At 64.7% G+C, this 18,934-nt stretch carries 35 protein-coding genes and 1 tRNA gene; 24 read left to right on the top strand and 12 right to left on the bottom strand.

Annotation, left to right across the window (positions count from 1 at the left end):
• Nucleotides 1-384, top strand: a 384-nt coding sequence (locus tag RTY13_RS15240) for a hypothetical protein (protein ID WP_312784672.1), incomplete at its 5' end; no start/stop codon positions are given.
• A 119-nt stretch (nucleotides 385-503) separates the two neighbouring features.
• Here RTY13_RS15240 and RTY13_RS15235 read toward each other — a convergent pair.
• On the bottom strand, nucleotides 504-872 hold the full coding sequence (locus RTY13_RS15235) for a hypothetical protein (RefSeq protein WP_312784670.1): 369 nt from the start codon (nucleotides 870-872) through the stop codon (nucleotides 504-506).
• A gap of 277 nt (nucleotides 873-1,149) precedes the next feature.
• On the opposite strand from RTY13_RS15235, the gene RTY13_RS15230 reads away from it, so the two are divergent.
• Both RTY13_RS15230 and RTY13_RS15225 read left to right on the top strand, forming a co-directional pair.
• Nucleotides 1,150-1,407 (top strand): hypothetical protein, encoded by a 258-nt coding sequence (locus RTY13_RS15230; RefSeq protein ID WP_312784668.1) that lies wholly within the window; start codon nucleotides 1,150-1,152, stop codon nucleotides 1,405-1,407.
• A gap of 58 nt (nucleotides 1,408-1,465) precedes the next feature.
• Entirely contained in the window at nucleotides 1,466-1,813 is a 348-nt protein-coding gene (locus RTY13_RS15225; RefSeq protein WP_312784667.1) for a hypothetical protein, read from the top strand.
• A 472-nt stretch (nucleotides 1,814-2,285) separates the two neighbouring features.
• Here the strand turns inward: RTY13_RS15225 and RTY13_RS15220 are convergent, their stop codons facing one another.
• The 3 genes from RTY13_RS15220 to RTY13_RS15210 form a co-directional block, all read right to left on the bottom strand.
• On the bottom strand, nucleotides 2,286-2,588 hold the full coding sequence (locus tag RTY13_RS15220) for a hypothetical protein (RefSeq protein ID WP_312784666.1): 303 nt from the start codon (nucleotides 2,586-2,588) through the stop codon (nucleotides 2,286-2,288).
• A 256-nt stretch (nucleotides 2,589-2,844) separates the two neighbouring features.
• Nucleotides 2,845-3,252 (bottom strand): hypothetical protein, encoded by a 408-nt coding sequence (locus tag RTY13_RS15215; protein WP_312784665.1) that lies wholly within the window; start codon nucleotides 3,250-3,252, stop codon nucleotides 2,845-2,847.
• Entirely contained in the window at nucleotides 3,249-3,854 is a 606-nt protein-coding gene (locus RTY13_RS15210; protein ID WP_312784664.1) for a hypothetical protein, read from the bottom strand. Before RTY13_RS15210 ends, RTY13_RS15215 begins: the two co-directional genes overlap by 4 nt.
• A 477-nt stretch (nucleotides 3,855-4,331) precedes the next feature.
• Here RTY13_RS15210 and RTY13_RS15205 point away from each other — a divergent pair, with 477 nt between their 5' ends.
• Nucleotides 4,332-4,526, top strand: a complete 195-nt coding sequence (locus tag RTY13_RS15205; RefSeq protein WP_312784663.1) for a hypothetical protein — start codon at nucleotides 4,332-4,334, stop codon at nucleotides 4,524-4,526.
• Here the strand turns inward: RTY13_RS15205 and RTY13_RS15200 are convergent.
• The 4 genes from RTY13_RS15200 to RTY13_RS15185 all read right to left on the bottom strand — a co-directional run bounded on the left by RTY13_RS15200 (nucleotide 4,523) and on the right by RTY13_RS15185 (nucleotide 6,134).
• Entirely contained in the window at nucleotides 4,523-4,810 is a 288-nt protein-coding gene (locus RTY13_RS15200; protein ID WP_312784662.1) for a hypothetical protein, read from the bottom strand. The two genes, RTY13_RS15205 and RTY13_RS15200, sit on opposite strands and share 4 nt — an antisense overlap.
• Nucleotides 4,807-5,292, bottom strand: coding sequence for a hypothetical protein (locus RTY13_RS15195; RefSeq protein WP_312784661.1), 486 nt, complete (start codon nucleotides 5,290-5,292; stop codon nucleotides 4,807-4,809). Before RTY13_RS15195 ends, RTY13_RS15200 begins: the two co-directional genes overlap by 4 nt.
• A 57-nt stretch (nucleotides 5,293-5,349) precedes the next feature.
• On the bottom strand, nucleotides 5,350-5,760 hold the full coding sequence (locus RTY13_RS15190; RefSeq protein WP_312784660.1) for a major capsid protein: 411 nt from the start codon (nucleotides 5,758-5,760) through the stop codon (nucleotides 5,350-5,352).
• A gap of 119 nt (nucleotides 5,761-5,879) precedes the next feature.
• Nucleotides 5,880-6,134, bottom strand: a complete 255-nt coding sequence (locus tag RTY13_RS15185; RefSeq protein ID WP_312784659.1) for a hypothetical protein — start codon at nucleotides 6,132-6,134, stop codon at nucleotides 5,880-5,882.
• A 93-nt stretch (nucleotides 6,135-6,227) separates the two neighbouring features.
• Between RTY13_RS15185 and RTY13_RS15180 the strand changes: the two genes are divergently transcribed.
• From RTY13_RS15180 to RTY13_RS17720, 6 genes are all read left to right on the top strand, one after another.
• Nucleotides 6,228-6,623, top strand: coding sequence for a helix-turn-helix transcriptional regulator (locus RTY13_RS15180; protein WP_312784658.1), 396 nt, complete (start codon nucleotides 6,228-6,230; stop codon nucleotides 6,621-6,623).
• Nucleotides 6,624-6,657: 34 nt separating this feature from the next.
• Nucleotides 6,658-6,978 carry a hypothetical protein gene (locus tag RTY13_RS15175; RefSeq protein WP_312784657.1) on the top strand — a complete coding sequence of 107 codons (321 nt, stop codon included), beginning with the start codon at nucleotides 6,658-6,660 and terminating at the stop codon, nucleotides 6,976-6,978.
• A 193-nt stretch (nucleotides 6,979-7,171) separates the two neighbouring features.
• Complete coding sequence (locus RTY13_RS15170) at nucleotides 7,172-7,438, top strand: hypothetical protein (RefSeq protein WP_312784656.1); 267 nt, start codon at nucleotides 7,172-7,174, stop codon at nucleotides 7,436-7,438.
• Between the two features lie 22 nt (nucleotides 7,439-7,460).
• Nucleotides 7,461-7,883, top strand: coding sequence for a hypothetical protein (locus RTY13_RS15165; RefSeq protein ID WP_312784655.1), 423 nt, complete (start codon nucleotides 7,461-7,463; stop codon nucleotides 7,881-7,883).
• 245 nt (nucleotides 7,884-8,128) lie between these two features.
• Nucleotides 8,129-8,443 carry a hypothetical protein gene (locus RTY13_RS15160; protein WP_312784654.1) on the top strand — a complete coding sequence of 105 codons (315 nt, stop codon included), beginning with the start codon at nucleotides 8,129-8,131 and terminating at the stop codon, nucleotides 8,441-8,443.
• Nucleotides 8,431-8,661, top strand: coding sequence for a type II toxin-antitoxin system HicA family toxin (locus RTY13_RS17720; protein WP_409450320.1), 231 nt, complete (start codon nucleotides 8,431-8,433; stop codon nucleotides 8,659-8,661). The genes RTY13_RS15160 and RTY13_RS17720 overlap by 13 nt, the downstream gene beginning before the upstream one ends.
• 36 nt (nucleotides 8,662-8,697) lie before the next feature.
• On the opposite strand, the gene RTY13_RS15155 is transcribed toward RTY13_RS17720, so the two are convergent.
• Both RTY13_RS15155 and RTY13_RS15150 read right to left on the bottom strand, forming a co-directional pair.
• Nucleotides 8,698-8,940, bottom strand: coding sequence for a hypothetical protein (locus RTY13_RS15155; protein WP_312784653.1), 243 nt, complete (start codon nucleotides 8,938-8,940; stop codon nucleotides 8,698-8,700).
• A gap of 30 nt (nucleotides 8,941-8,970) precedes the next feature.
• On the bottom strand, nucleotides 8,971-9,339 hold the full coding sequence (locus RTY13_RS15150; protein ID WP_312784652.1) for a hypothetical protein: 369 nt from the start codon (nucleotides 9,337-9,339) through the stop codon (nucleotides 8,971-8,973).
• 175 nt (nucleotides 9,340-9,514) lie between these two features.
• Between RTY13_RS15150 and RTY13_RS15145 the strand changes: the two genes are divergently transcribed.
• Genes RTY13_RS15145 through RTY13_RS15120 form a run of 6 tightly spaced genes read left to right on the top strand, consistent with a single transcriptional unit; the run spans nucleotide 9,515 to nucleotide 13,495 of the window.
• Nucleotides 9,515-9,805, top strand: coding sequence for a hypothetical protein (locus tag RTY13_RS15145; protein WP_312784651.1), 291 nt, complete (start codon nucleotides 9,515-9,517; stop codon nucleotides 9,803-9,805).
• Complete coding sequence (locus RTY13_RS15140; protein WP_312784650.1) at nucleotides 9,805-10,125, top strand: hypothetical protein; 321 nt, start codon at nucleotides 9,805-9,807, stop codon at nucleotides 10,123-10,125. The genes RTY13_RS15145 and RTY13_RS15140 overlap by 1 nt, the downstream gene beginning before the upstream one ends.
• Nucleotides 10,126-10,127: 2 nt before the next feature.
• Nucleotides 10,128-10,334, top strand: a complete 207-nt coding sequence (locus RTY13_RS15135; protein WP_312784648.1) for a hypothetical protein — start codon at nucleotides 10,128-10,130, stop codon at nucleotides 10,332-10,334.
• A 26-nt stretch (nucleotides 10,335-10,360) separates the two neighbouring features.
• Nucleotides 10,361-11,491: a hypothetical protein gene (locus tag RTY13_RS15130; RefSeq protein ID WP_312784647.1), complete on the top strand. Its 1,131-nt coding sequence runs from the start codon at nucleotides 10,361-10,363 to the stop codon at nucleotides 11,489-11,491.
• Between the two features lie 7 nt (nucleotides 11,492-11,498).
• Nucleotides 11,499-12,455 (top strand): PD-(D/E)XK nuclease-like domain-containing protein, encoded by a 957-nt coding sequence (locus tag RTY13_RS15125; RefSeq protein ID WP_312784646.1) that lies wholly within the window; start codon nucleotides 11,499-11,501, stop codon nucleotides 12,453-12,455.
• A 2-nt stretch (nucleotides 12,456-12,457) separates the two neighbouring features.
• Complete coding sequence (locus tag RTY13_RS15120; protein WP_312784645.1) at nucleotides 12,458-13,495, top strand: hypothetical protein; 1,038 nt, start codon at nucleotides 12,458-12,460, stop codon at nucleotides 13,493-13,495.
• Nucleotides 13,496-13,504: 9 nt separating this feature from the next.
• Here the strand turns inward: RTY13_RS15120 and RTY13_RS15115 are convergent, their stop codons facing one another.
• Nucleotides 13,505-13,981: a hypothetical protein gene (locus RTY13_RS15115; RefSeq protein ID WP_312784643.1), complete on the bottom strand. Its 477-nt coding sequence runs from the start codon at nucleotides 13,979-13,981 to the stop codon at nucleotides 13,505-13,507.
• Between the two features lie 74 nt (nucleotides 13,982-14,055).
• On the opposite strand from RTY13_RS15115, the gene RTY13_RS15110 reads away from it, so the two are divergent.
• The 8 genes from RTY13_RS15110 to RTY13_RS15075 are packed head-to-tail and all read left to right on the top strand — an operon-like array spanning nucleotide 14,056 to nucleotide 18,680.
• Complete coding sequence (locus RTY13_RS15110; protein WP_312784641.1) at nucleotides 14,056-14,532, top strand: hypothetical protein; 477 nt, start codon at nucleotides 14,056-14,058, stop codon at nucleotides 14,530-14,532.
• On the top strand, nucleotides 14,529-14,858 hold the full coding sequence (locus tag RTY13_RS15105) for a hypothetical protein (protein WP_312784639.1): 330 nt from the start codon (nucleotides 14,529-14,531) through the stop codon (nucleotides 14,856-14,858). Before RTY13_RS15110 ends, RTY13_RS15105 begins: the two co-directional genes overlap by 4 nt.
• 35 nt (nucleotides 14,859-14,893) lie before the next feature.
• Nucleotides 14,894-15,262, top strand: coding sequence for a hypothetical protein (locus RTY13_RS15100; RefSeq protein ID WP_312784637.1), 369 nt, complete (start codon nucleotides 14,894-14,896; stop codon nucleotides 15,260-15,262).
• Complete coding sequence (locus tag RTY13_RS15095) at nucleotides 15,259-16,449, top strand: hypothetical protein (protein ID WP_312784635.1); 1,191 nt, start codon at nucleotides 15,259-15,261, stop codon at nucleotides 16,447-16,449. The genes RTY13_RS15100 and RTY13_RS15095 overlap by 4 nt, the downstream gene beginning before the upstream one ends.
• On the top strand, nucleotides 16,449-16,694 hold the full coding sequence (locus RTY13_RS15090; protein WP_312784634.1) for a hypothetical protein: 246 nt from the start codon (nucleotides 16,449-16,451) through the stop codon (nucleotides 16,692-16,694). Before RTY13_RS15095 ends, RTY13_RS15090 begins: the two co-directional genes overlap by 1 nt.
• A gap of 8 nt (nucleotides 16,695-16,702) precedes the next feature.
• On the top strand, nucleotides 16,703-17,437 hold the full coding sequence (locus RTY13_RS15085; protein ID WP_312784633.1) for a hypothetical protein: 735 nt from the start codon (nucleotides 16,703-16,705) through the stop codon (nucleotides 17,435-17,437).
• On the top strand, nucleotides 17,434-17,634 hold the full coding sequence (locus RTY13_RS15080; RefSeq protein ID WP_312784632.1) for a hypothetical protein: 201 nt from the start codon (nucleotides 17,434-17,436) through the stop codon (nucleotides 17,632-17,634). The genes RTY13_RS15085 and RTY13_RS15080 overlap by 4 nt, the downstream gene beginning before the upstream one ends.
• Before the next feature lie 5 nt (nucleotides 17,635-17,639).
• Nucleotides 17,640-18,680 (top strand): site-specific integrase, encoded by a 1,041-nt coding sequence (locus RTY13_RS15075; protein WP_312784631.1) that lies wholly within the window; start codon nucleotides 17,640-17,642, stop codon nucleotides 18,678-18,680.
• 55 nt (nucleotides 18,681-18,735) lie between these two features.
• Here the strand turns inward: RTY13_RS15075 and RTY13_RS15070 are convergent.
• Nucleotides 18,736-18,811, bottom strand: a tRNA-Ile gene (locus tag RTY13_RS15070).
• Nucleotides 18,812-18,934: the final 123 nt, after the last annotated feature.

Genomic DNA, 18,934 nt, shown 5'->3' with positions numbered 1-18,934 from the left:
CACGTGACCCTGACCGCGCCCCTCTGGTCGGGCGGGGTTCGGTTCCAGGGCTATGCCTCCGCCGCTCCTGCTCCGGCCTTTGTGGCTTCAGTTCCCGATCCGGGCGTCCAATTCCAGATTGACGGCGTCCCGGAGATTGCGGTCCACGTCCGTCATGAAGGCCAGGTGCTGGAGGTCTTCTCGCACGACGACTTCATTGCGCTACCCGCAGGGACCTTCGACAGCTTGGACGACCGGCAGGTCCTGCCCATAGCCGAGCTGGACTTCGAGCCTGATCTCCTTGCCCTCGCCGCGATCCGCACCTCCACCGTCCCGGTCGTATTGATCGAGGGTGCGATCCCTTTGCTGCGCGATTCCGAGCCCGACTACTGGCTCCACGGATAGGGGGCGAAGACGTTGGCGCGCCGCCGATAACCGTAACCTGAGAGGGCAGGGCTGCTTTGATTTGCCCTCCGCTTCCTCTGGACGCTGGATCAAAGGGTGGGGGAGCTCAACACCGGCGTTTAACGATCGAACAGGATGGAGTGGCGAACCTCGTACCACCAGAAGCAGACGGCTCCGAGTACTGCGCCGCCTGCCGTAGAGCCGAGAAGGGTCGGCAAACCCGAGCCGGGGAGGAAAAACAGGCTGGCGCATGCCGCCATGAGCCCGCCGTGACCTGCTGCCAGCCCGAACATGGCCCTACGCGAAACTAGCCCGCTCAAGATGATCTCGAATACGAGGAGCATGCCTTGGCAGACCAGAACGCCAGCGCCGAAGAGCGGATAGATCCTGTCGCCGACGACCATCCCGCCCAGACCCGCGAGCGCCACAGCCAGCACCGCTAGAGCAACGACTGTCGGAGCAATGAAGCGGGGGGCGGGTTGGTTCATCTCCTCTCCAGGCTAGGCGGGATGGGATGTGGGCTCAACCTTCCTCAAACGAGTCTGTCAGTCATCCTGAACGGCTCCAGGTGGTTCGGATGGCCCGTGTCAAACCTTGCAAATGACCTGTTCTGAAAGGGAAAGCAGGTGGGGTGGTAGGCCCGGAGGGACGACCGGTCCCTATAGAAATCAACACGTCGCGAGTGTCTAACCGCGTGTGAGGCGTCCGGCCCTGACTGGCATTTAGCCGTAGTGTCTAACCGCAAGGTCTACCGAAAGCGCGGTTTTGAACGACACCCTGGACGCCATGGCCACGGCCGCTGGCGCTGACGCCGACAAGCTTCCCGGCCTGATCACAGTAGAGAGCAACCACTGGGTGCAGGTTCTGTCCGCCGTCGGCCCGACTTGCGCGCGGCTGGACGACGGACTGCGCCACCGCAACATCGTGATCCACGTTGGGGCGGCGCAGGAGACGAAGGTGCTGACCCGCGCTGAGGCGGGCGAGCGCGGAGCGCCGTATCGGGATTTAGCGCCGGCCTCTTGAAGCGTGGGGAGCGACCGCTAAATGGTGACCGCCTTCAAACTTCATTGGAGATGCTTCGATGCGAAACGTCGTTGTAGAACCTTTGGGCGAAGCTTGGGCCGTGCGTGTGGACGAAGCCGAGCCCCAGCTATTTGCGCGCGGACGCGTGGCTGAAGAGGCAGCAAGGTCCATTGCCGAAAAGCTTGCTGCGGCAGGTGACCACGTTGAAATCTATCTAGTGCTCCGCAACGGCGCCAAGGCTGCGCGGTTCGTATGTCTGCCGCCCGTGTCCGAAGATGATGAGCCCTTGCTGGTCGGCGGAAGCCTGCTCGCGCGCGAAGCTGTGAGGGACGAGGTTGAAACGGGGGGCGACGGCCCGCCGACAGGCCGCTCGCAGGTCAACGCTGCGCGTCCTTGGGTCACATAGCTGCGCTACTTCGATGTGCTTTCATGGGCGGACTTTTGCAGGAGAGCGCAGATGAAGGCCTTGACCCTTAAAGTCGTAATCGGCGCCGGCGCGGCAGCCTTATTGGCTGGCCTGGCGCTGATGATCTGGGCAGGCTTCGCGATGTCGGCTCACGGCGGTTAAGCAGCAGAGCCCGCCCCGGCGAACCGGAGCGGGCCTCGATTGCTACGTGAAATGGCTCGACGCTGGTCTTCTAGCGCTTCAGCCAGCCCATGTTGTCGAGGCTTTTGCATTCACGCCTAGCGTCCTCGTAGCCGAACTCCTGGCGCATCTTTACGCAATCCGAAATGCGGCGTTGCGGTGCGGTCAAGTTCCACACCAACCAGCCAGCACCAGCTGCGAGTATGATCAGGATAATCACTAGTCTGAAAGTTCGAGATGACATGGTGCCAGCACCCAAAACGTGAAGCTTGAACGAATTGGCTACTGAAACCTAGCCCGGCCGAGGCGACGCATCCGGCGCCGGACAGTCCAGGCCCTTCATCCCCATCTCGTCGAAGAAACGGCACAGCCGCCCGACCTGGGCCCATCCAGCCTCGCCCCAGGCTTCGACGGCGTTGTCGTGCAACTCGCCCGCGATCCGGCTGGTCAGCACCTCGTCCGATGGCTCCGGCTTAGGCTGGACCCTCAGGTCCTCGACAGGCGGGAGGGATGCGCCCAGTGTCCCGCAACTGGCGACAGCGGCGCCGCAGCTCACGATCATCAGGCATGCTGTCAGGAAGCGCTTCAGCGGCATGGTCTCTCTCCATTTTCCGGTTGGTGATGGTGGTGGTGTCGCTAAGGCGCTCGCCAGCGGCCGTTTCCCGCGCGCTGGAGGCCTTCGCCTCGATCTTGGCTTGCTCGGCAGCCTGCCGGTCTCGGACGCCATCAGCGCCCCGGTGTGAGCAGTAGGCGCCGAAGATCAGAAAGGCGCCGAGGACGGCCAGCGCCAGCCAGGCGGTCGGCGTGAGGGCCCGTCCGATACGCTGGATGAATGCGAGGACGATCATCGGTCAATCCTCGTCATCCGGCGCGGCCAGGAACCGTCCGATCGGGTTGCGGGGCTTGTCGTGACACTCGTTGGCGAACGTGCGCGGCTGGAATTTGAAGTCGACCGGAACCCCCGCTTTGTCCGTCAGCCACTTCGATAGGGCGCAAGTCAGGATCAACCACTTGGGTGTCAGTTCCCACGCCGCGCTGTGCAGTGGAGCGCCCGGGAACTCAGCCTCAAAAGCTTCATCCGGCATGATCATGACAAGGTCGACATCGCGCCAGTCGGGACGCTCACGAGAGCTGCCGACATGGTAGATCGTGTGATTTCCGTAGGCGCGGGTGAGAAGATTGCAGGCCAGCGACAGTTCGAATATCGCGGGGACGCCGACGTAGCTTGTCTTAGTCCGCTTCGGCTCAACGTCGGTCATCGCGCCCACTCCCCGGTCTTCTTGTGCAGCCAGGTCAGGAACTGGCCGACCGTCTTCCCTTTCAGGATCGCCGGATTGGCCTTGGTCGCCTCGGGACCAGCGATCAGATCTGCGCGAACATTCACGTCGGCGCCGATGACCTTGGCGGCCATGCCGGCTCCGAAGAAGTGCGCGGCGTAGAGCGACGCCCGGTTGATGGGGATGCCCTTGGCCTTCAGCACCGCTGCGTTTTTGGCGGTGAAGGTCTTGGCGCGGGCCAGTTGCTCTTCTGGCGAGGGCTTCAGGCCTCCGAACGCAGGGCGCAGTGTCGGACCCCAGGTCCCGCCCTCACCAATCCACGTCGAGCGGATGAACTGATACAGGCCAGAGGCGCTGGACGATTCCGCTTGGATATAGGGCCGGTCGCCACTCTCGATGCGCGACAGCATGGGCCAGTAGTCGGCAGGGATATCGCTGGCCGGGACGGTCGGGGCCACGACGCCTGCGAGGGCTGCCAGTTCGCGAACCTTGGCCTCGGTGTCTCGCCCGGCCCAGCCGTCTTCGGTCAGGCCAAAGGTGCGCTGGAACAGGCGCACGAAGTCGTCGTCGCTCATGATGCTCATGGCGAGGTCTCCAGCTCAATTTGTGAGGGTGAGTAATTTTATTTATGACCAGCGGCGGTCGTCGAGACACGGCTTTGGGAGGGGTCGCGCCAATGAAAACCGCCGTAATTCTACGCTTGGTGTCAGAGGCTCGGGGAGGAGACCAGCGGACCTGGTATGAGTTTGCGCCACTCGTGAACGGTCGCCCCCGGCGCCGACCCGATCACATGATGGCGTCGGCTGAGAGCGCTGCTAGGCGGGCTCGAGCCCATGGATTTGCGATCGATGGCGAGGTGATCGACTACCGAATTCGCTAACCTATCTGGGACTTCTCCTTGGTTATCTCGATTTTGGGCGCTGGCCGTGCACAGCGTCGAACAGGGCCTTTCGGTCCATGTCGGTCTCCATTTCAGATTGTGGGGGTTGGGGCCCGTGCGCTTAATTCCGCAGGGCCGGAGTTAGTCTTCAGCCGAGCGCACCGCTCTATGGAGAATTGCCGTGACCGACTTCACTGACATCCAACGTCGAATGCACGACCTGAACATCGACTATGCCCGCCGTGAGCCGAAAGATCCGACCCAGTGGGCGGCGCGCTATGAGGCAGTCGCCACCGAAGCGCGGACAGCCGGAATGCCTGAGGCGATAGTGTCAGATTTCGAACTGTACGAGCGGAAGAACTTCTTCGTCAGCTAGTCCGCCTCGGACTTCGCCTTGGCTATCTCGACCTCGGCTCCCTGCTTGCCGGTCTTGATCTGCTCCCACGACTTGAAGCCGTAGATGCCGCCGACAAGGACAGCGACGGCGCCGAGATAGATGGCGCCGTCGTTTCCATTCTCAACCACCCAGGCGACGCGGACGATGCCAATCGCTGCGGCACCGGACGTGGCGTAGATCGCGAACGGCCGGGCCAGATCTCCGATGAAGGCCTTCACATGGTCGAGCCGGCCGACCGGCGGCGAGATAGGGGTATCGGTCATGTCGTGGCCCTCGCATGGGCGTCGATCACGGCCTTGAGCTGCCGAACCTCGCCCTCCTTCTGTGTGACGGACGCCAGGGCAGCGTCGCGCTCGGTGCGCAGGCGGACAACATCGGCGTGGGAGATGTCGAGTTGTGCCCGCAGGTCTGCCACCAACCGCGCCTGGTCGGCCTCCCGCGCCACGGCGGCCCGAACCTCGGCTTCGGCTTCGGCCACGCGCTGGCGAAACTCGTTCAGCGTGTCCTGCATCCGCTCGATCTCTTCGCGGAGCGAGGCGGTCGTTCCGGTGAAGGCGCTGGCGATGGACGCGATGACGGCGGCCTCGCCGGTCGCTTCGTCCTTGGCGGCCGTGGCGTTCACCGCACGCTGTGAAGGCCTCTGGGCCAGGGCGGTCAGAACCCCGCCTAGACCAAGGGCGCCAATCAGGGCGGCTATGCCCTCCCACGACGCGAAGGGCACGGTGATGTGGTGGCCTGCTGACATGCGGGCTCCTACGCGAGGGATTGTGATGGTGTCCCGGCGCGAACCGGGTTCGTCAGGTCAGGCCCCGAAGGCCTTGCCCGGTCGGCGGGTGCGGACGGCCAGCCAGAAGAGGCCCGCCTCCAGGGCGGACACGCCAGACGCGCGCAGTGCGCCCATGAAGAGCCAGTCGATCACCCATTTCGGATGCTCTGCTGCGTCCAGAAGGCGGTCATGCAGCAGGGCGGCGGCGCGGTAGTCGTAGACGGTCTTGTCCATCGCGACCGGGACCTGACCCGACAGCGACCGGTGGACCGGGTTATTGGTATCCGACGCCACGCGGCTCAGGTGGGCCATGGTGCCGATGTTCACCGGCTTGGCCAGGGCCATAAGGTCGGCCATGAACGGCTGGCCGCCATCATCCCGCATCACGCGGGTGGTGATGGTGTCCAGTTCCAGCCAGGCGTCGCGCGGCAGGATCGCCGAGGGCATCCGACTGGCGACCGTTGGCGGCGAGCGTTTGGATTTCGCCGATCAGGCCATAGGCCGCGTCGGCGGTGCACAGCACCTCGACCGACAAGGGAAGGTGGGGCGATGACAGGGCGGCCATGTCAGGCGGCCTCGGCGGAAGACTGGTCGTCGTTGGCGGCCTCGGCCCGGAAGCGCTCGATGAGCGCGATGTCGGGGTTCAGGTCGGCCGCTTTGATCCGGCCACCAGAGAGGCGTTCGATTTGGAGCGCGACGCGGACGCTGGCCACGCCCGTCCGTTCGAGGGTGCTGACGTGACCCTTGCTCTTGAGCCCCACGCGCGGCGCGAAGGCTTCCTGCGAGAGGCCGAGTTCTTTGCGAAGGGCGGTGATGTCCATGCGCGAATGTTTGCATATGCCGAACATTTCAGCAAGGCAGATGTTCGGCATATGCGGACTGACGGCTTAAGCCTGTGTTTGCATACTCCGAACATGAGCACCAAGCCCCGGAAGTCGCGCCCAGCAGAGGTCTATGAGGACTATCGCTCGCGAAGCGGATGGTATCTGGCGGCATGGAGGGACTATGCCGGGCTCACCCTTGAGGATCTTGCGGCAGAGCTGGGCAGGTCGAAGGGCTATATTTCTGACCTGGAGACTGGCGCCGTGCGGACGGGACGCCCTGCTACTCGATTCAATCGCGACCTGATTGAGCAGGTCGCAGGGGTTGTCGGTACGACCGGAGGGCGACTGATCGACGTGAACCCGTTCAACCTTAATGACCAGATGGAGCGGCTTAGCTCCGTCATCGCTCGCTTAGACGAGGCTGGTCAGCAGGCGGTGTTGAGCATGGCCGAATCCTGGGCCGCGCGCACAGGCACGGACGGATAACCCATCCACTGGCTGAACCTCGGGGGAGGGGTGAATGAACGTAGCCGTTAGCGCCGGCGCCAACGCCGCGATTATCGCCAGCTTGGCGCGCAGCAAGGTCATCGAGCATTTCGAGAAGGCTGGGGCGCTGGAGCGCGAAACGGCTGTTCTGCTGCCGGCCAAGAGCCCGCGCTACACGGTCGAGGCCCTGATCAAGCACAAGGTGCTCATCCCGGCAGGCGAGGGGCTGTTCTACGTGGATCTCGACGCCAACAAGCGGTGGCTGCGTGAGCAGGGCAACGTGGCGGTCGGGGTGATCGTCGTCATGCTGCTCCTGCTGGGGATCGTGATCATCGGAGTGGCAGCGACAAGATAGTCTCGGGGAGGGGGGCTGTGAGCGATCAGTATCGAAAACGGCCTCTAAGCAGGCGGAGAGCGCGTCGCGAACGGGTGGACGCTTGGTTCGTCCGCATCTCCTGGATTGTCTCTGCCTTGTTCCTGGCCTGGATGCTGCAGCAGGCGTTCACAATGAGGCCAGTTGAGGAGCCCGTGATAGTGAGGGCGGTGGGATGATCGGAACGCTGACCGAGGCCGAACTCTGGAAGCTGGCCGCCCAGCCAGCGATCTTCGCGATCGCCATGCTGGCGTTCCTGAAAGCGTCTTGGCGGGTGCGTTTGATCGCGGCGGCAGTTGGAGCCGCAGCAGGGCTGGCTATCGGCCTGGTCGCGCTTTGGGCCCAGCGATCTGGCGCGCCCTGGTGGCTGGGTTGGGCATTTGCGGTGCCGCTGATCGCCTTGGCGGCGTGGCGTATCTATCGACGGCGTAGCCGGAGCTAACGGATAATCTGGGGGAGGGGTGATGATTGCAGAAGCCGTATTGAGCTTAAGTCTTGTATGCGATGTCACCTTCACCGTGACGGAAACTACGAGCTCGAACACGCGCCTGGACTACGGGTCTCCGTCGATTTCCACGCAGACAGAGACGCCGCGTCGGGTCACGGATCGTCTTTTCGTCGAACTGGGCGCGAATGCGAACCGGATTCGCCTGCCTAGGCAGTTGTCCCGACCCAATGAAGAAGGCTGGCGGGACCTGAAGGATTTGGACGTGGCCGATGGGGCAATAGACGCGAAGTTCACGTTCTATCCGACGGTCGGCGGGGCGGTCACTATCAACCGCATGACCGGCGAGATCCGTGCAAGGTGGGGCAACCTGCTGTTTGGCAGCAATAGTCTCGCGGGTGACTGCCGGCCGTACGAGGCGCCGACGACGCGGATGTTCTGATGGGCGGGGAGGCGGAAGCCTTCCTTGGGGGTTAGGTGGCGGCGCGAGCCGTCTCAACGTATGGGCTAGACCCCGCGGCGAGGCGTTCGCGCTTTGTCTGTCACGCTCGCCAAACAGTACGTAGCGGTTCGCCAGCGTACGCGTGAAAGGAACCGCCCCAGCGTTGACACCTTTTCTTGTCAACTGCAGGGTGAAAGTACAAACCGGCTCGGGTTCGAAATTCGTCCGCCGGTCTGGAGGACATGATGTTTAAGACATTGCGCTGTTTCGCGCGCGGGTACGACGGCAAGTACGAGGCGATTTGCATCGATCTCGACATTTCCGTTGTGGCTGGATCTCTTCAGGAAGCTCAACGCTGCCTCAACGAGGCGGTCGAGATGTACGTGCACGCCGCCATCGAAGAGCGGCCTGAGGTCGCAAAGAAGCTGCTGTCGCGGCGCGCCCCCTGGCACGTGCGGATGGGTTGGATTTGGTCCTTTGCTCTGCACATGATGATTTCTCGGCCTGCCGGCCATGACCGGACCATGCACGCTGGCTACGAGATGGCTTGCCCCGCTTAAACTGCACATTTGCTCAGGTTCTGGAGATTCTGCTTCGCAACGGTTTCGCGCTGCACAGGCAGGGGTCCGGGAGTCACCAGATTTATAGACGAGAGCTGGGCGCTAAGGTCTGGCTCGTGACTGTGGCCTGCCACAGGGCCAGTGATGACGTGCCTATCGGCACCCTCAAATCCATCATTCGGGATAGCGGGCTAAGCCAGAAGCTGTTCCGCAGATAATCAGCTCCGCACCCTCACCGGGCGGGGTTTTTGCTGTCAGTCGTCGTCCTCTTCGTCGTCGTCCGCGTCCAGATCAGCGAACACGAGCTGCATTTCGACCCGCACCTCTTCCATGGTCTGCTGGGCCCAGGCGTGAAGGGCTCGGACGGTCTTCTCTGCCGACATGGCGTCTGGTGAGAACAGGCGCTCCATGACGTCGGTCAGCGTCTGGTTTCGTCCCATGAGGACGCCAGCGCGGTAGATCGGATCGTCGGAGGGGTCGATGTCGTCTTCGTCCATGGGGCGAGGCTATCACACGACCTCGCCCTGTCACGCCGCCTCTTCGCCAGCCTCATCCTCCTGCTCAGCCAGCGGATCGATCTGGGTCCAGGTGTCGCCGTGGTCGGTGCAGTCGATCTTGAAGTATGCGGTGTCATCAAGCCAAGGGTCCCGGCCGTCGGGGTCGATCCCGGTCGCTGCACGCGGGACTGACCCGTGCTGGGCCAGCACCTCGACCTCTCCGAACAGGTCCAGGTCGGTGTCAGCCCATTGCTGATAGACCAGCACTCCATCGGCTGAGCGCGCGAGGATCTCGCCGCCTTCTTCTGCGTCCACAGCACACACGAACTCGTATCGCTGGGCTGGCTCCCGGCGATGTTCCCAGAACGGTTGCGCGTAGTAGTGCAGCCGGCGCGGCATGCCTGATCCCTCCAGAAGTTAACGTCCCAATCGCCACGCCGAACAGCGTTGAGTCAATGCGGCCAGGCTGCGGGTGCGTCCGATAGTGACGCCTGTGTGTTCGGCATATGCAAACTTTTCTCTTGCGGTCATGTTCGGCATATGCAAACTTTCTTCCATCACCGGGAGACGAACCATGTCACTCAAGACCGAAACCACTGCCCAGAAGACGGCTGCCGCTCACGTCACCTATGTGGCGTCGAAGGACCACACGTCGCAGATCGCGACCGTCCTGAACGACGAGCTGCACCGCCTTTGCTGGGGCCGCCTACACACCAGCAACCGCCCGCATGAGGGCCTGCCTGTCGTCGATGCTGACGCCGCGACCTGGATTATGGCTGAGCGGGTGAAGCTGCCCGTCGTTCGCCCGATTGATCCCGCCAACCCCTATGCGGTGTCGGGCACGATCTTGGCGGAGGCGGCCTGATGCGCCACGTCTCCAACATTCTCCCCGGCGTCATGGCCGGGATCGCCGCCGCCGCCAACGTGGAGCTGTCGCTGGTCCCGCCGTCGCGCCAGCCAATCTTTGTGGTCGAGGGCGCCAAGGTTCTGGACCGCCGCACCCGGCGTTGGATGACCGTCGATCAGGCCACGCAGGAAATGCTGCGCCTCGCCATCGAACTGGCTGCTGCCGAAGACCCCGGCCTGCTGATCCCGGTCGTCAATGCGCTGGCGTGGGCCATTCGGGACGCTCGGGAAGCCGAGAACGACCCGCTGCCGCCTGCCAGCATGGCCCGCGCGGCATGACCATGGCCGAACTTCGCACCATCCCCTCGCATCCGTGGGAGGCCGTGCGCGAACGCTATCGCGACCTGGCCGCCCAGGTGCGTCCCGGCGATCCGCGCGCCGTCCCTTTCGAGCCGCGTCGTCGGCGCTTCGCGGTCCGCACCGCCATCCAGTTTGCCGCCTGCGCGCTCTTCACCGCCGCAGTCTGGCTGATCCTTCTCAACGCCTGAACCAACCCCATTCGGAGGAGCCCACCGTGGCCCAAGCTCTGCGCTCTGTTGAAGACGAAACGCCGCAGACCGCGCTTGTCGCGCAGGTCAACGCTAACCCCGGCCTCGTCCTGTTGGACAAGGAGCGGTTCAACCAGTTCTACGAGGCCATCAAAGAGGAGACCGACAAGCTGGTCCCCGACACGACGACCGAGAAGGGGCGCAAAGAGATCGCCTCCATGGCCTTTAAGGTGGCGAAGACCAAGACCGCCATCGACGCCGCCGGCAAGCTGCTGAACGAGGAGGCGAGGGCAAAGATCAACATCGTCGACGCCGCGCGCCGCGACATCCGCGACAAGCTGGATGCCCTGAAGGACGAGGTGCGCCGCCCGTTGACCGAATGGGAGGCCAAGGAAGAGCAGCGCGTCGACGCCTGCAACGCGGCCATCGCGCGCTTCAAGTCGGCCGCTATCGTGACGCTGGAAGATACGGCCGCATCCGTCCAGGCGCGTTACACCGAGATCAAGAACACGGCGCTGGACGACGGGCAGTTCAAAGACCTGCTGCCCTCCGCTGAGCACTTCAAGGGGGCGGCCGAATTTGCTCTCGATGCAGCATTCGCCCGGCTGACCAAGGAGGAGGCGGACCGGGCCGAACTGGATCGGTTGCGCGCCGAGGCCGCAGAGCGCGCCGAACGTGAGCGCGCCGAGGCAGAAGCCAAGGCAGCCACCGAAGCTGCTGAACGCGCCCAGAAAGAAGCCGAGGCCCGCGCCGCTCGCGCCGCCGAGGAGGAGCGGGCCCGCATCGACGCCGCCGCGCAACGGGCAGAGGAAAACGCTCGCGCCGCTGAGCAGCGCAAGGCCGAGGAGGAGCGAGCCGCTGCTGAGCGCGCCCACGCCGAAGCCCTCGCCGCCGAGAAGCGCCGCGCCGATGAAGCCGAGGCCGCCCGACAGGCCGAGGCCGACCGGATCGCCCGCGAGACTGCTGCGCGTGAAGCCGATGAGAAGGCCGCTGCCGACGCAGCCGCCGCCCGCGCCGCTGACATCGAGCACCGCTCCAAGATCATGGGCGCCGCCAAGGTCGCAATCATGGGCATGGGCGTCGGCGAACAGGCCGCAATCAGCATCGTCCGCGCCATCGCCGCAGGCGACGTGCCGAACGTCAGCATCAAGTTCTGAGGCCGCTATGACCCTGCACAACCCCCTGCCCATGCCCCTGTCGGGCAAGATCAGCGAGCCGGGCATCTATGCCCTGCCCATCGAGGTCTATCACGGCCAGCCGACGGTCGGCCCGTCGATCAGCTCGTCCGGCCTGCGCACAATCTGGGCCCAGAGCCCGGCGCACTATTTCGTGGACAGCGCTCTGAACCCGAAGCGGGCGCCGCAGCCGGATCGCCCGGCCTTCGCCCTGGGCCGTCTCGCGCACAAGCTGTTGCTGGAAGGCTCGGACGGTCTGGCCGACGAGTTCGTCACCCGGCCCGAGCAATGGTCGGACTGGCGGACCAAGGCCGCGCAGGAGTGGCGCGACGGGCAGATCGCGGCGGGCAAGACAGTCATCACCGATGCCGACCTCGCCGCCGTCACCGGCATGGCCGAGAGCCTGGCGCGGCATCCGCTGGTCGATGCAGGCATCCTTGACGGCTTCGTGGAGCGGTCGCTGCTCTGGAAGGACGCCCAGACCGGTGTCTGGCTCAAGAGCCGCCCCGACGTGGTGCCGCGCGCCTCCGGCCTGTTCTCCGACCTGAAGACGACCAACAGCGTCGCGGACAGCGATCTGGAGCGGTCCCTCTCGGACTACGGCTATCACATGCAGGCTGCCCTGGTCGGCATGGCCTCCGAAGCCGTCCTCGGCCGGCCGATGGAAGAGTTCGCTCTCGTCTGGGTGGAGAAGGCGCCGCCGCACTGCGTCCGCGTCACCGTCCTGACCGGGGAAGATCTCGACCGGGGCCGCCAGCAACTGCGCCGCGCCATCGACCAGTTCGCCGAGTGCGTGGCGACCGGCGAGTGGCCGGGGCCGGGCGGATCGCGCCGTGACGCCGAGTACCTGACCCTCCCGCCGTGGGCGGCGAAGCAGATCGACCAGCGTCTCGAGGTCATCGCCGCCGAAGCCAACGACAACCATCCCCAAACTGAGGCCGCTTGAGCATGAACGCCGTCGCCACCACCCAACCGCGCCCGCAGATCATGGCGGGCGGCTCCGTCGCTGCGCTGGTCCCTCAGTCGCTCGACGAAGCCTTCCGCGTGGCACAGGCCATTGCGTCCTCCGGTCTGGCCCCGCGTGGTCTCGACAAGCCCGAGCAGGTCATGGTCGCGATCATGGCGGGCGCCGAGCTGGGCCTCGCTCCGTTCCAGGCGCTTCAATCGTTCGCCATCGTGAACAACCGCCCGACCCTCTGGGGCGACGGCCTGATGGCTGTGGCGCGCGCACAGGGCATCAAGGCGAAGGAATGGATCGACGGGGAGGGCGACACCGCTGTTGCCCATTGTGAGGTCACGCGCCCCGATACCGGCGAGACCATCGCCCGATCGTTCTCCGTCGCTGACGCTAAGAAGGCCAGCCTCTGGAACAAGCAGGGGCCGTGGCAGCAGTACCCGAAGCGGATGCTCCAGATGCGCGCCCGTGCCTGGGCCCTGCGCGATGGCTGCGCGGACATGCTGCGCGGCTTCCAGGTCCGTGAAGAGGTCGAGGACTATCAGCCCGTCCGCGACGTCACGGCCCGGCCGGCGCCCAACCTGACCGCCCGCCTGTCGGCGCCGGTCGGCGGCGCGGCAGATGCCCCGCGCGAGGGTTTCAGCGCCGTCCACGGCCTCGACCCCAACGACACGATTCCAGATTTCGACGCGGAGACCCCCTCCGACACCGCGTCGAATGAGCCCGCGTCCGATGGCTTCCCCCCGCCGCGTACGGACGCGGGCGACCCTTTCCCCGGCGACACCCCCCAAGCCGGAGAAACGACAGCCAGCGGCCCTGAGGCGGATGCCGATGAAGAGAAGTCGCTGGCTGTCGACGTCATTGCTTGGGCGGACAAGCTGATCGACGACCTGCCGTTCCTGCGGCCGGAGCAGATCGGTGCCCTCGAAACCGACCGGAAGGAGCTGGCCAAGTTTGCCGTCCTGAAGGCGACGGACATGGCGAAGGCGCGTGAGCTGGAAGCCGCCATCAAGACCGCGAAGGAGGGCTGACCGATGCCGTCAGTTCCCCGGCTGCGGCGTGGTGGTCGTCACGACAGCGGTGCCGTTGGTCGGCGGCGTGACGACGGTCTGCCGCTCGACGACGACCGGCGCCGTAACGCGCGCTTCGGCAGCCCGGGCCTCGGCCTGGGCGCGGATCGCTTCAGCGCGTGCCGTAGCGGTCTGAGCCTGAGCGATGGCGACGTCATCGCGGGTGCTGCTGATCTGGTTCTGGGTAAGCGCCGCCTCGGCCGTCTGCCTGGCGCTTTCAGCAGCAGCTTCTGCCTGTGCGACCCGAAGCTCGGAGAGGGTGGGGTCTTCCGCTGGACGGCTCAGGAAGTAGATCAGCCCGAACACGACGGCAGCCAGGAGGATGCCTACCACCCACCAAAGGGCCGTGTTGCTTTCCCGCTCGACGATGATCGTCTCGGGCGCACGGCGCACCGTGCTGCCGATGGGTGGGATCACGTTCGGGTCGTCGCGCTTGAAGTCGTCCATGGCTCTTCCTCCTCATTGCTGGGCTCAAATGGCGCAGCCCGAGCAATGGTTCCGCTTGGCCAAGCGAGGGCAGCATGAGCCGGTCCCTGTTCCAGATCGAGGCCGAGATGAAGCGGCTGCGCGACGAGCGCCGGGCGGTGAAGCGCAAGCACTTCGCCCCGGGCCACGTCCGCACCCGCTCGTTCCGCCCTGAAGGCCCCGGCCAGCGTCAGCCGCGGGAGCGCGACAACCGGCATTTGGCCTTCATCCGCCGGCTGCCCTGCGCCGCCTGCGGGATCGCCGGGCCCTGCGACGCCGCGCACCTGAGGGCAGGGGACATCACCATCGGCAAGCGCCACACCGGCAAGGCCGAGAAGCCCTCCGACCGCTGGACCACGCCCCTCTGTCGCGACTGCCATGCCCGGCAGCACGCCGGCGCCGAGCTGACCTACTGGTCCGCCCTCGACATCGACCCCTTCGACCTGTGCCAGGCCCTCTACGCCGTCTCCGGCGACACCGCCGCCGGCGAACAGATCCTCCGCAACCACCGCCCCCAGGAGTTCCAGCCATGACCACCCCAACGGAAGTGCTGGAGGCGGGGGCTGACGAGTGGTCCGCGCTCGAAAGGCTGGCTGAAGCTGCGACGCCGGGGCCTTGGTCCTATCGCGACATGACGCCGAACACCTACGGACCGGCATTTGTCGATTCCGCCGAGGTCCAAAGCTTGGCGATCTGCGGAGAGGCTGTTGGCTTTAGTGAAACGCACGGCTTCTGCCTTCAGGTAGATAGCGAGGTGCGCATGGCAAACGCCGCCTTCATTGCAGCCGCCAATCCCGAGACTATCAAACGTCTGATTGATGCTGCTCGCCAAGCCTCCCGCCGTGGGGGTGAGGCATGAGCGGGGTGAAGCATACGCCGGGGCCTTGGAGCGTGATGTTCCAGAACAGCCGCGAGCGTCGCTATTCCTGTCGGCAGCAACCCTTCTGGGAGACTCCAGTGCAAGTCGGAGAGGGCGCGACAGCAGGCAATGCGATCTGCATCGTGTACATGGGCGGTCCAGGCGCAACGGGGTCCACCCAAGAGGCCGTGGAGGCCAACGCCCGCCTGATCGCCGCCGCGCCTGATCTGCTGGAGGCGCTAGAAGCTCACCAAGGCGTTTCTCAGCTCCTCGCAGAGCTTGAGTTCTGCCTCGATGAAGAGCGAGGGGAAATCGAGCGGCAACTTCGAGACATCGAAGAGCAGGCCCGAGCCGCCATTACCCGCGCCACAGGTGACCGCCCCGAGAAGGGAGAACAACAATGACCCGCCCCGCCCCTACAGTGACCGTGCCGGTTGAGCCGACACCGGAGATGCTTCGTGCCGGCTTCCACGCCGACAATCTCGCCACAGCTTGGGCGCTCATGCTCGCAGCTGCCCCCGCCGCTCCCCAAGCCGCCGTGGTGGGGAAGCGTGATTATCCGGCCGAGTTCGAGGCGTGGTGGGCTACTTATCGTCATCGCAACCGCGACGTGGCGGACTACTCCGTCAAAAAGCAGATCGCCTTCGATGCCTTCTATTACGCCTCTCTTCGCGCCCCATCGGGCGAGCCGGAAGGCGGGGCGGTGTTGTTTGAGGTGCTGCCAGACGAGATCGACCTGTTCCGCATCATGCGCGCCGCTGGCCGCACGAACGCAGAGAAGGCCAGGGCCGTTGCAGCACATCTGCCCGCCCTCGCTACCCGCGAGGAAGCCCCGGCAGAGGCGGGGGAAGACGACGGCCTGTTCTTGCTGATGAAGCGAGACCTCTACTATCGCCCCAACGCGATGGGCTACACCGGGATCAAGGATCACGCCGGTCGCTACACCAAGGCCGAAGCGGAGAGCCACGCGGACGCCCTTTCCGGCGTCACGGCCATTGCGGCAATCGACGCGCCCGATTTCTCACCAGCCTGCTTCGACGATCTGGCGCGCGCACATCTAGCCGGAAAGCTAGAGCAGGCCACTCGCGAACTATCCGCCCTCCGCGCCCAGCCGTCAGCCCGCGACAACCGCATCTGTAGAATCTGTGATGGCGGACCAGGCAACGAAGGAGTCTGCTTGTGCGGCGAGGAGGCGTGGGAGCAGCCGCAAGCCCGCGAGGACGCGCAGCGGGTTCCGTTTGTCGTCGGTAACCAGTATCGGACACAAGGCGGCGACATGGTGCGCTTCGTTAGCGTCCACAGGGCCGGAACGTCTTACGAAACGATGGCCGACGAAGACGGCGTCCACCGCTACACCATGCGGGATTTCGGCCGCGTGACAGGCACGGACCACGACTACAGTGACCCGCGCAATACGCCGCCTCTCTACGCCCGCCCCGCCCCCGACGCGCTGCGGGTAGCGGTGGAGGCGTTGGAGGCGGCGCGTGAAGTATTGCCGGTTCGGTCGAGCCGCAGCCGTAACGTCGAGGCGAGGGCTAAGATCGACCAAGCCCTCGCCGCCCTGCAAGCCGAACAGAAAGGCGGTGCGTGATGGCCGGAAGTATCCGAGACGATCTCCAGCGCCGTGCGGAAGAGGTGGCGCAGCGCCAGAGCAACGCCGAGCACGACATTCGCGTCCTTGAGGCGATGCTAGACCGTACCGCCGCCGCGCGCGACCGTTTGGATGACGAGGCGCAGGAGCTGGTGAAGGTGGCCCAGGCTCTGGGCATGACCTTCAAAAAACCAAGCCTATACAGCTACCCTATAAACGAGCTGACTGGTGAGGATTGGAAATGACCCCTCCCATGACCCCGCGCGAGAAGGTTCGGCAGGCGATACTGGCGCACGTTCAGGGCGTCGATTCTTCGGGACGCGTTGTCGCTCGCATTGAGGGTGTTGACGAATCCACAGACGCTATCCTCACCGCCCTCGCATCCGGCTCTGGCGATCAGATTCCCGGCCCCGACGACGTGACCGCTCCGTCTCAAATGGGGTTTCTTAGCGCGCTAGGGGAGGCCGCGTGGGAACAGCCTCCCCACACCGGCTCCGGCGACCATGTGAACCATTCCGGTGACGCCACCGATATGGTCGATCATGCGGAACTGGCGAGGCTGGTTGACGATCCAGCGATGGATTTCGGCGGCTTCGGTCGATCCCGCGTTTCAGCCCTCCTCGCAGAGAACGCGGCGCTGCGGGCTGCGTGTTCCAAAAGCAATGACGAAATCAGCCAAACGCTTGGCAAGGCCCTTGGTTATCCTTGGTTCAAGGACGACCAGATCAACTTCCCCGGCGCGACCGCAGAGAATGGCGTCTGCGTTGGCGACCATGTTGCAGAAAGCCTAGCCGACGAAGCTGCACGTCGCATCACCGAAGCAGAGCGCAAGCTGGCTGAGGCGGTGGGGCTGAACGAACGCGCCGCCGATCTGATGCGGATGTGCACCGACCCTGAGCGGTTCGAGGGCGCCAGCACGCTCAACGTCTATGCGAACATGAGGTCGTGGCTCTCTGACCTCCCTCCAGCACCAGGAGCAGAAGCATGACGGCGGCGAACGACAACCGCTTCACCGTCGCCGATGTCCGGCGCGCCATCAAAGCGGCCGAGGCTGTGGGTAAGTCGGTCGCTGCCGTGGACTTTCCGAAGGAGGGCGGCTTCCGCCTCTTGCTCGGAGAGCCTGTTGCGCTCGACCTGCCTATCAGGAGCGGCGTGAACGAATGGGATGATGTTCTCGCCTCATGAAGGGCATGGCGAAGATCGATCTGAAGTACGTGAAGGTCTACAAGGATCGGCACGGACGGCTGCGTCACTATTACCGTCGGAAGGGCTTCTCCAGCGTTACGCTTCCGGGCGTTCCTGGATCTGCAGAGTTCATGGCAGCCTACGCCGAGGCCGAAGGCAGGGCGCCGCGCCAGGCTTCTCCTAAGCCGCGATCGCAGCCCCGTTCGGTTAGCGCGCTCATCATCGAGTATTACAAATCAGCCTCGTTCCTGACCCTTCGTGACAGCACGAAGCGGGGTTATCGCAACATCCTCGACCGGTTCCGGGCCAAGTATGGCGACCGCGGCGCCGCGAGCATCGAAACGCACCACCTTGAGGCCATCTTCCACGGCATGGCCGCGACGCCGGGCGCGGTGCGAAACCTGCGCAAGCGCCTGCGCAAGGTCTTCGGCCTAGCCGTTCGCTTGGGCTGGCGGCAGGACAATCCGGTCACCGAGACCGAAGGCGTCAAGACCAAGACCGAGGGCTTCACCGCCTGGAGCGAAGAGGACATCGCCGCGTTCGAGAGGCATTGGCCGTCTGGATCGCGCGAACGGCTGGCCCTGGCCCTGCTGCTTTACACCGGTCAAAGGCGGTCAGATGTTGTGACGATGGGCGGCCAGCATGTCGCCAACGGGCGTATCAGCGTGCGTCAGTTGAAGACCGATGCGCGCCTCAAGGTCCGACTTCATCCGGCGCTGCGAAACGAGATCGACGCCCACCCGGTCAGCATGACCTTCCTGACGACGCAGTACGGGGCGCCCTTCAGCGCGGCCGGCTTCACACAGTGGTTCAGGGAGAGGGCAGAGCAGGCGGGGCTTGTCGGCCGAACGCCGCACGGACTGCGAAAGGCGGCGGGGCGCCGATTGGCAGAGGCAGGCTGCACAGCCAAGGAGATCGCCGCCGTGCTGGGCCACACGACTCTGACAGAGGTAGAGCGATACACGCGCTCAGCGGATCAGGAAAAGCTGTCCGACGCCGCGATGGATCGGCTTGAAAAGTCCGAAACGGGAACGGGTGCTGTCTAACCGTCTCTGTCTAACCTTCTAACCACATTGTTTCTAAACAACAAAATAGGGGAGGTGGTAGGCCCGGAGGGACTCGAACCCCCAACCAGACCGTTATGAGCGGTCGGCTCTAACCATTGAGCTACAGGCCCCCGAAGCAGGGAGAATGTGCCTAGCAGGGGATGCGCCCGCTGCAAAGCCGCCCCGGACCTGTCGTGCTTTTCATGCCGATGAACGGAACCTGCACAGGGGGTTTTTGCGTTCGTTCAGCTTGA

It is taken from the genome of Brevundimonas sp., from assembly GCF_032055285.1.
In the GTDB taxonomy this organism is placed as follows: Bacteria; Pseudomonadota; Alphaproteobacteria; order Caulobacterales; family Caulobacteraceae; genus Brevundimonas.
The sequence above is the reverse complement of the archived record's forward strand: the minus strand, read 5'-3'. Positions and strand labels throughout refer to the sequence as shown.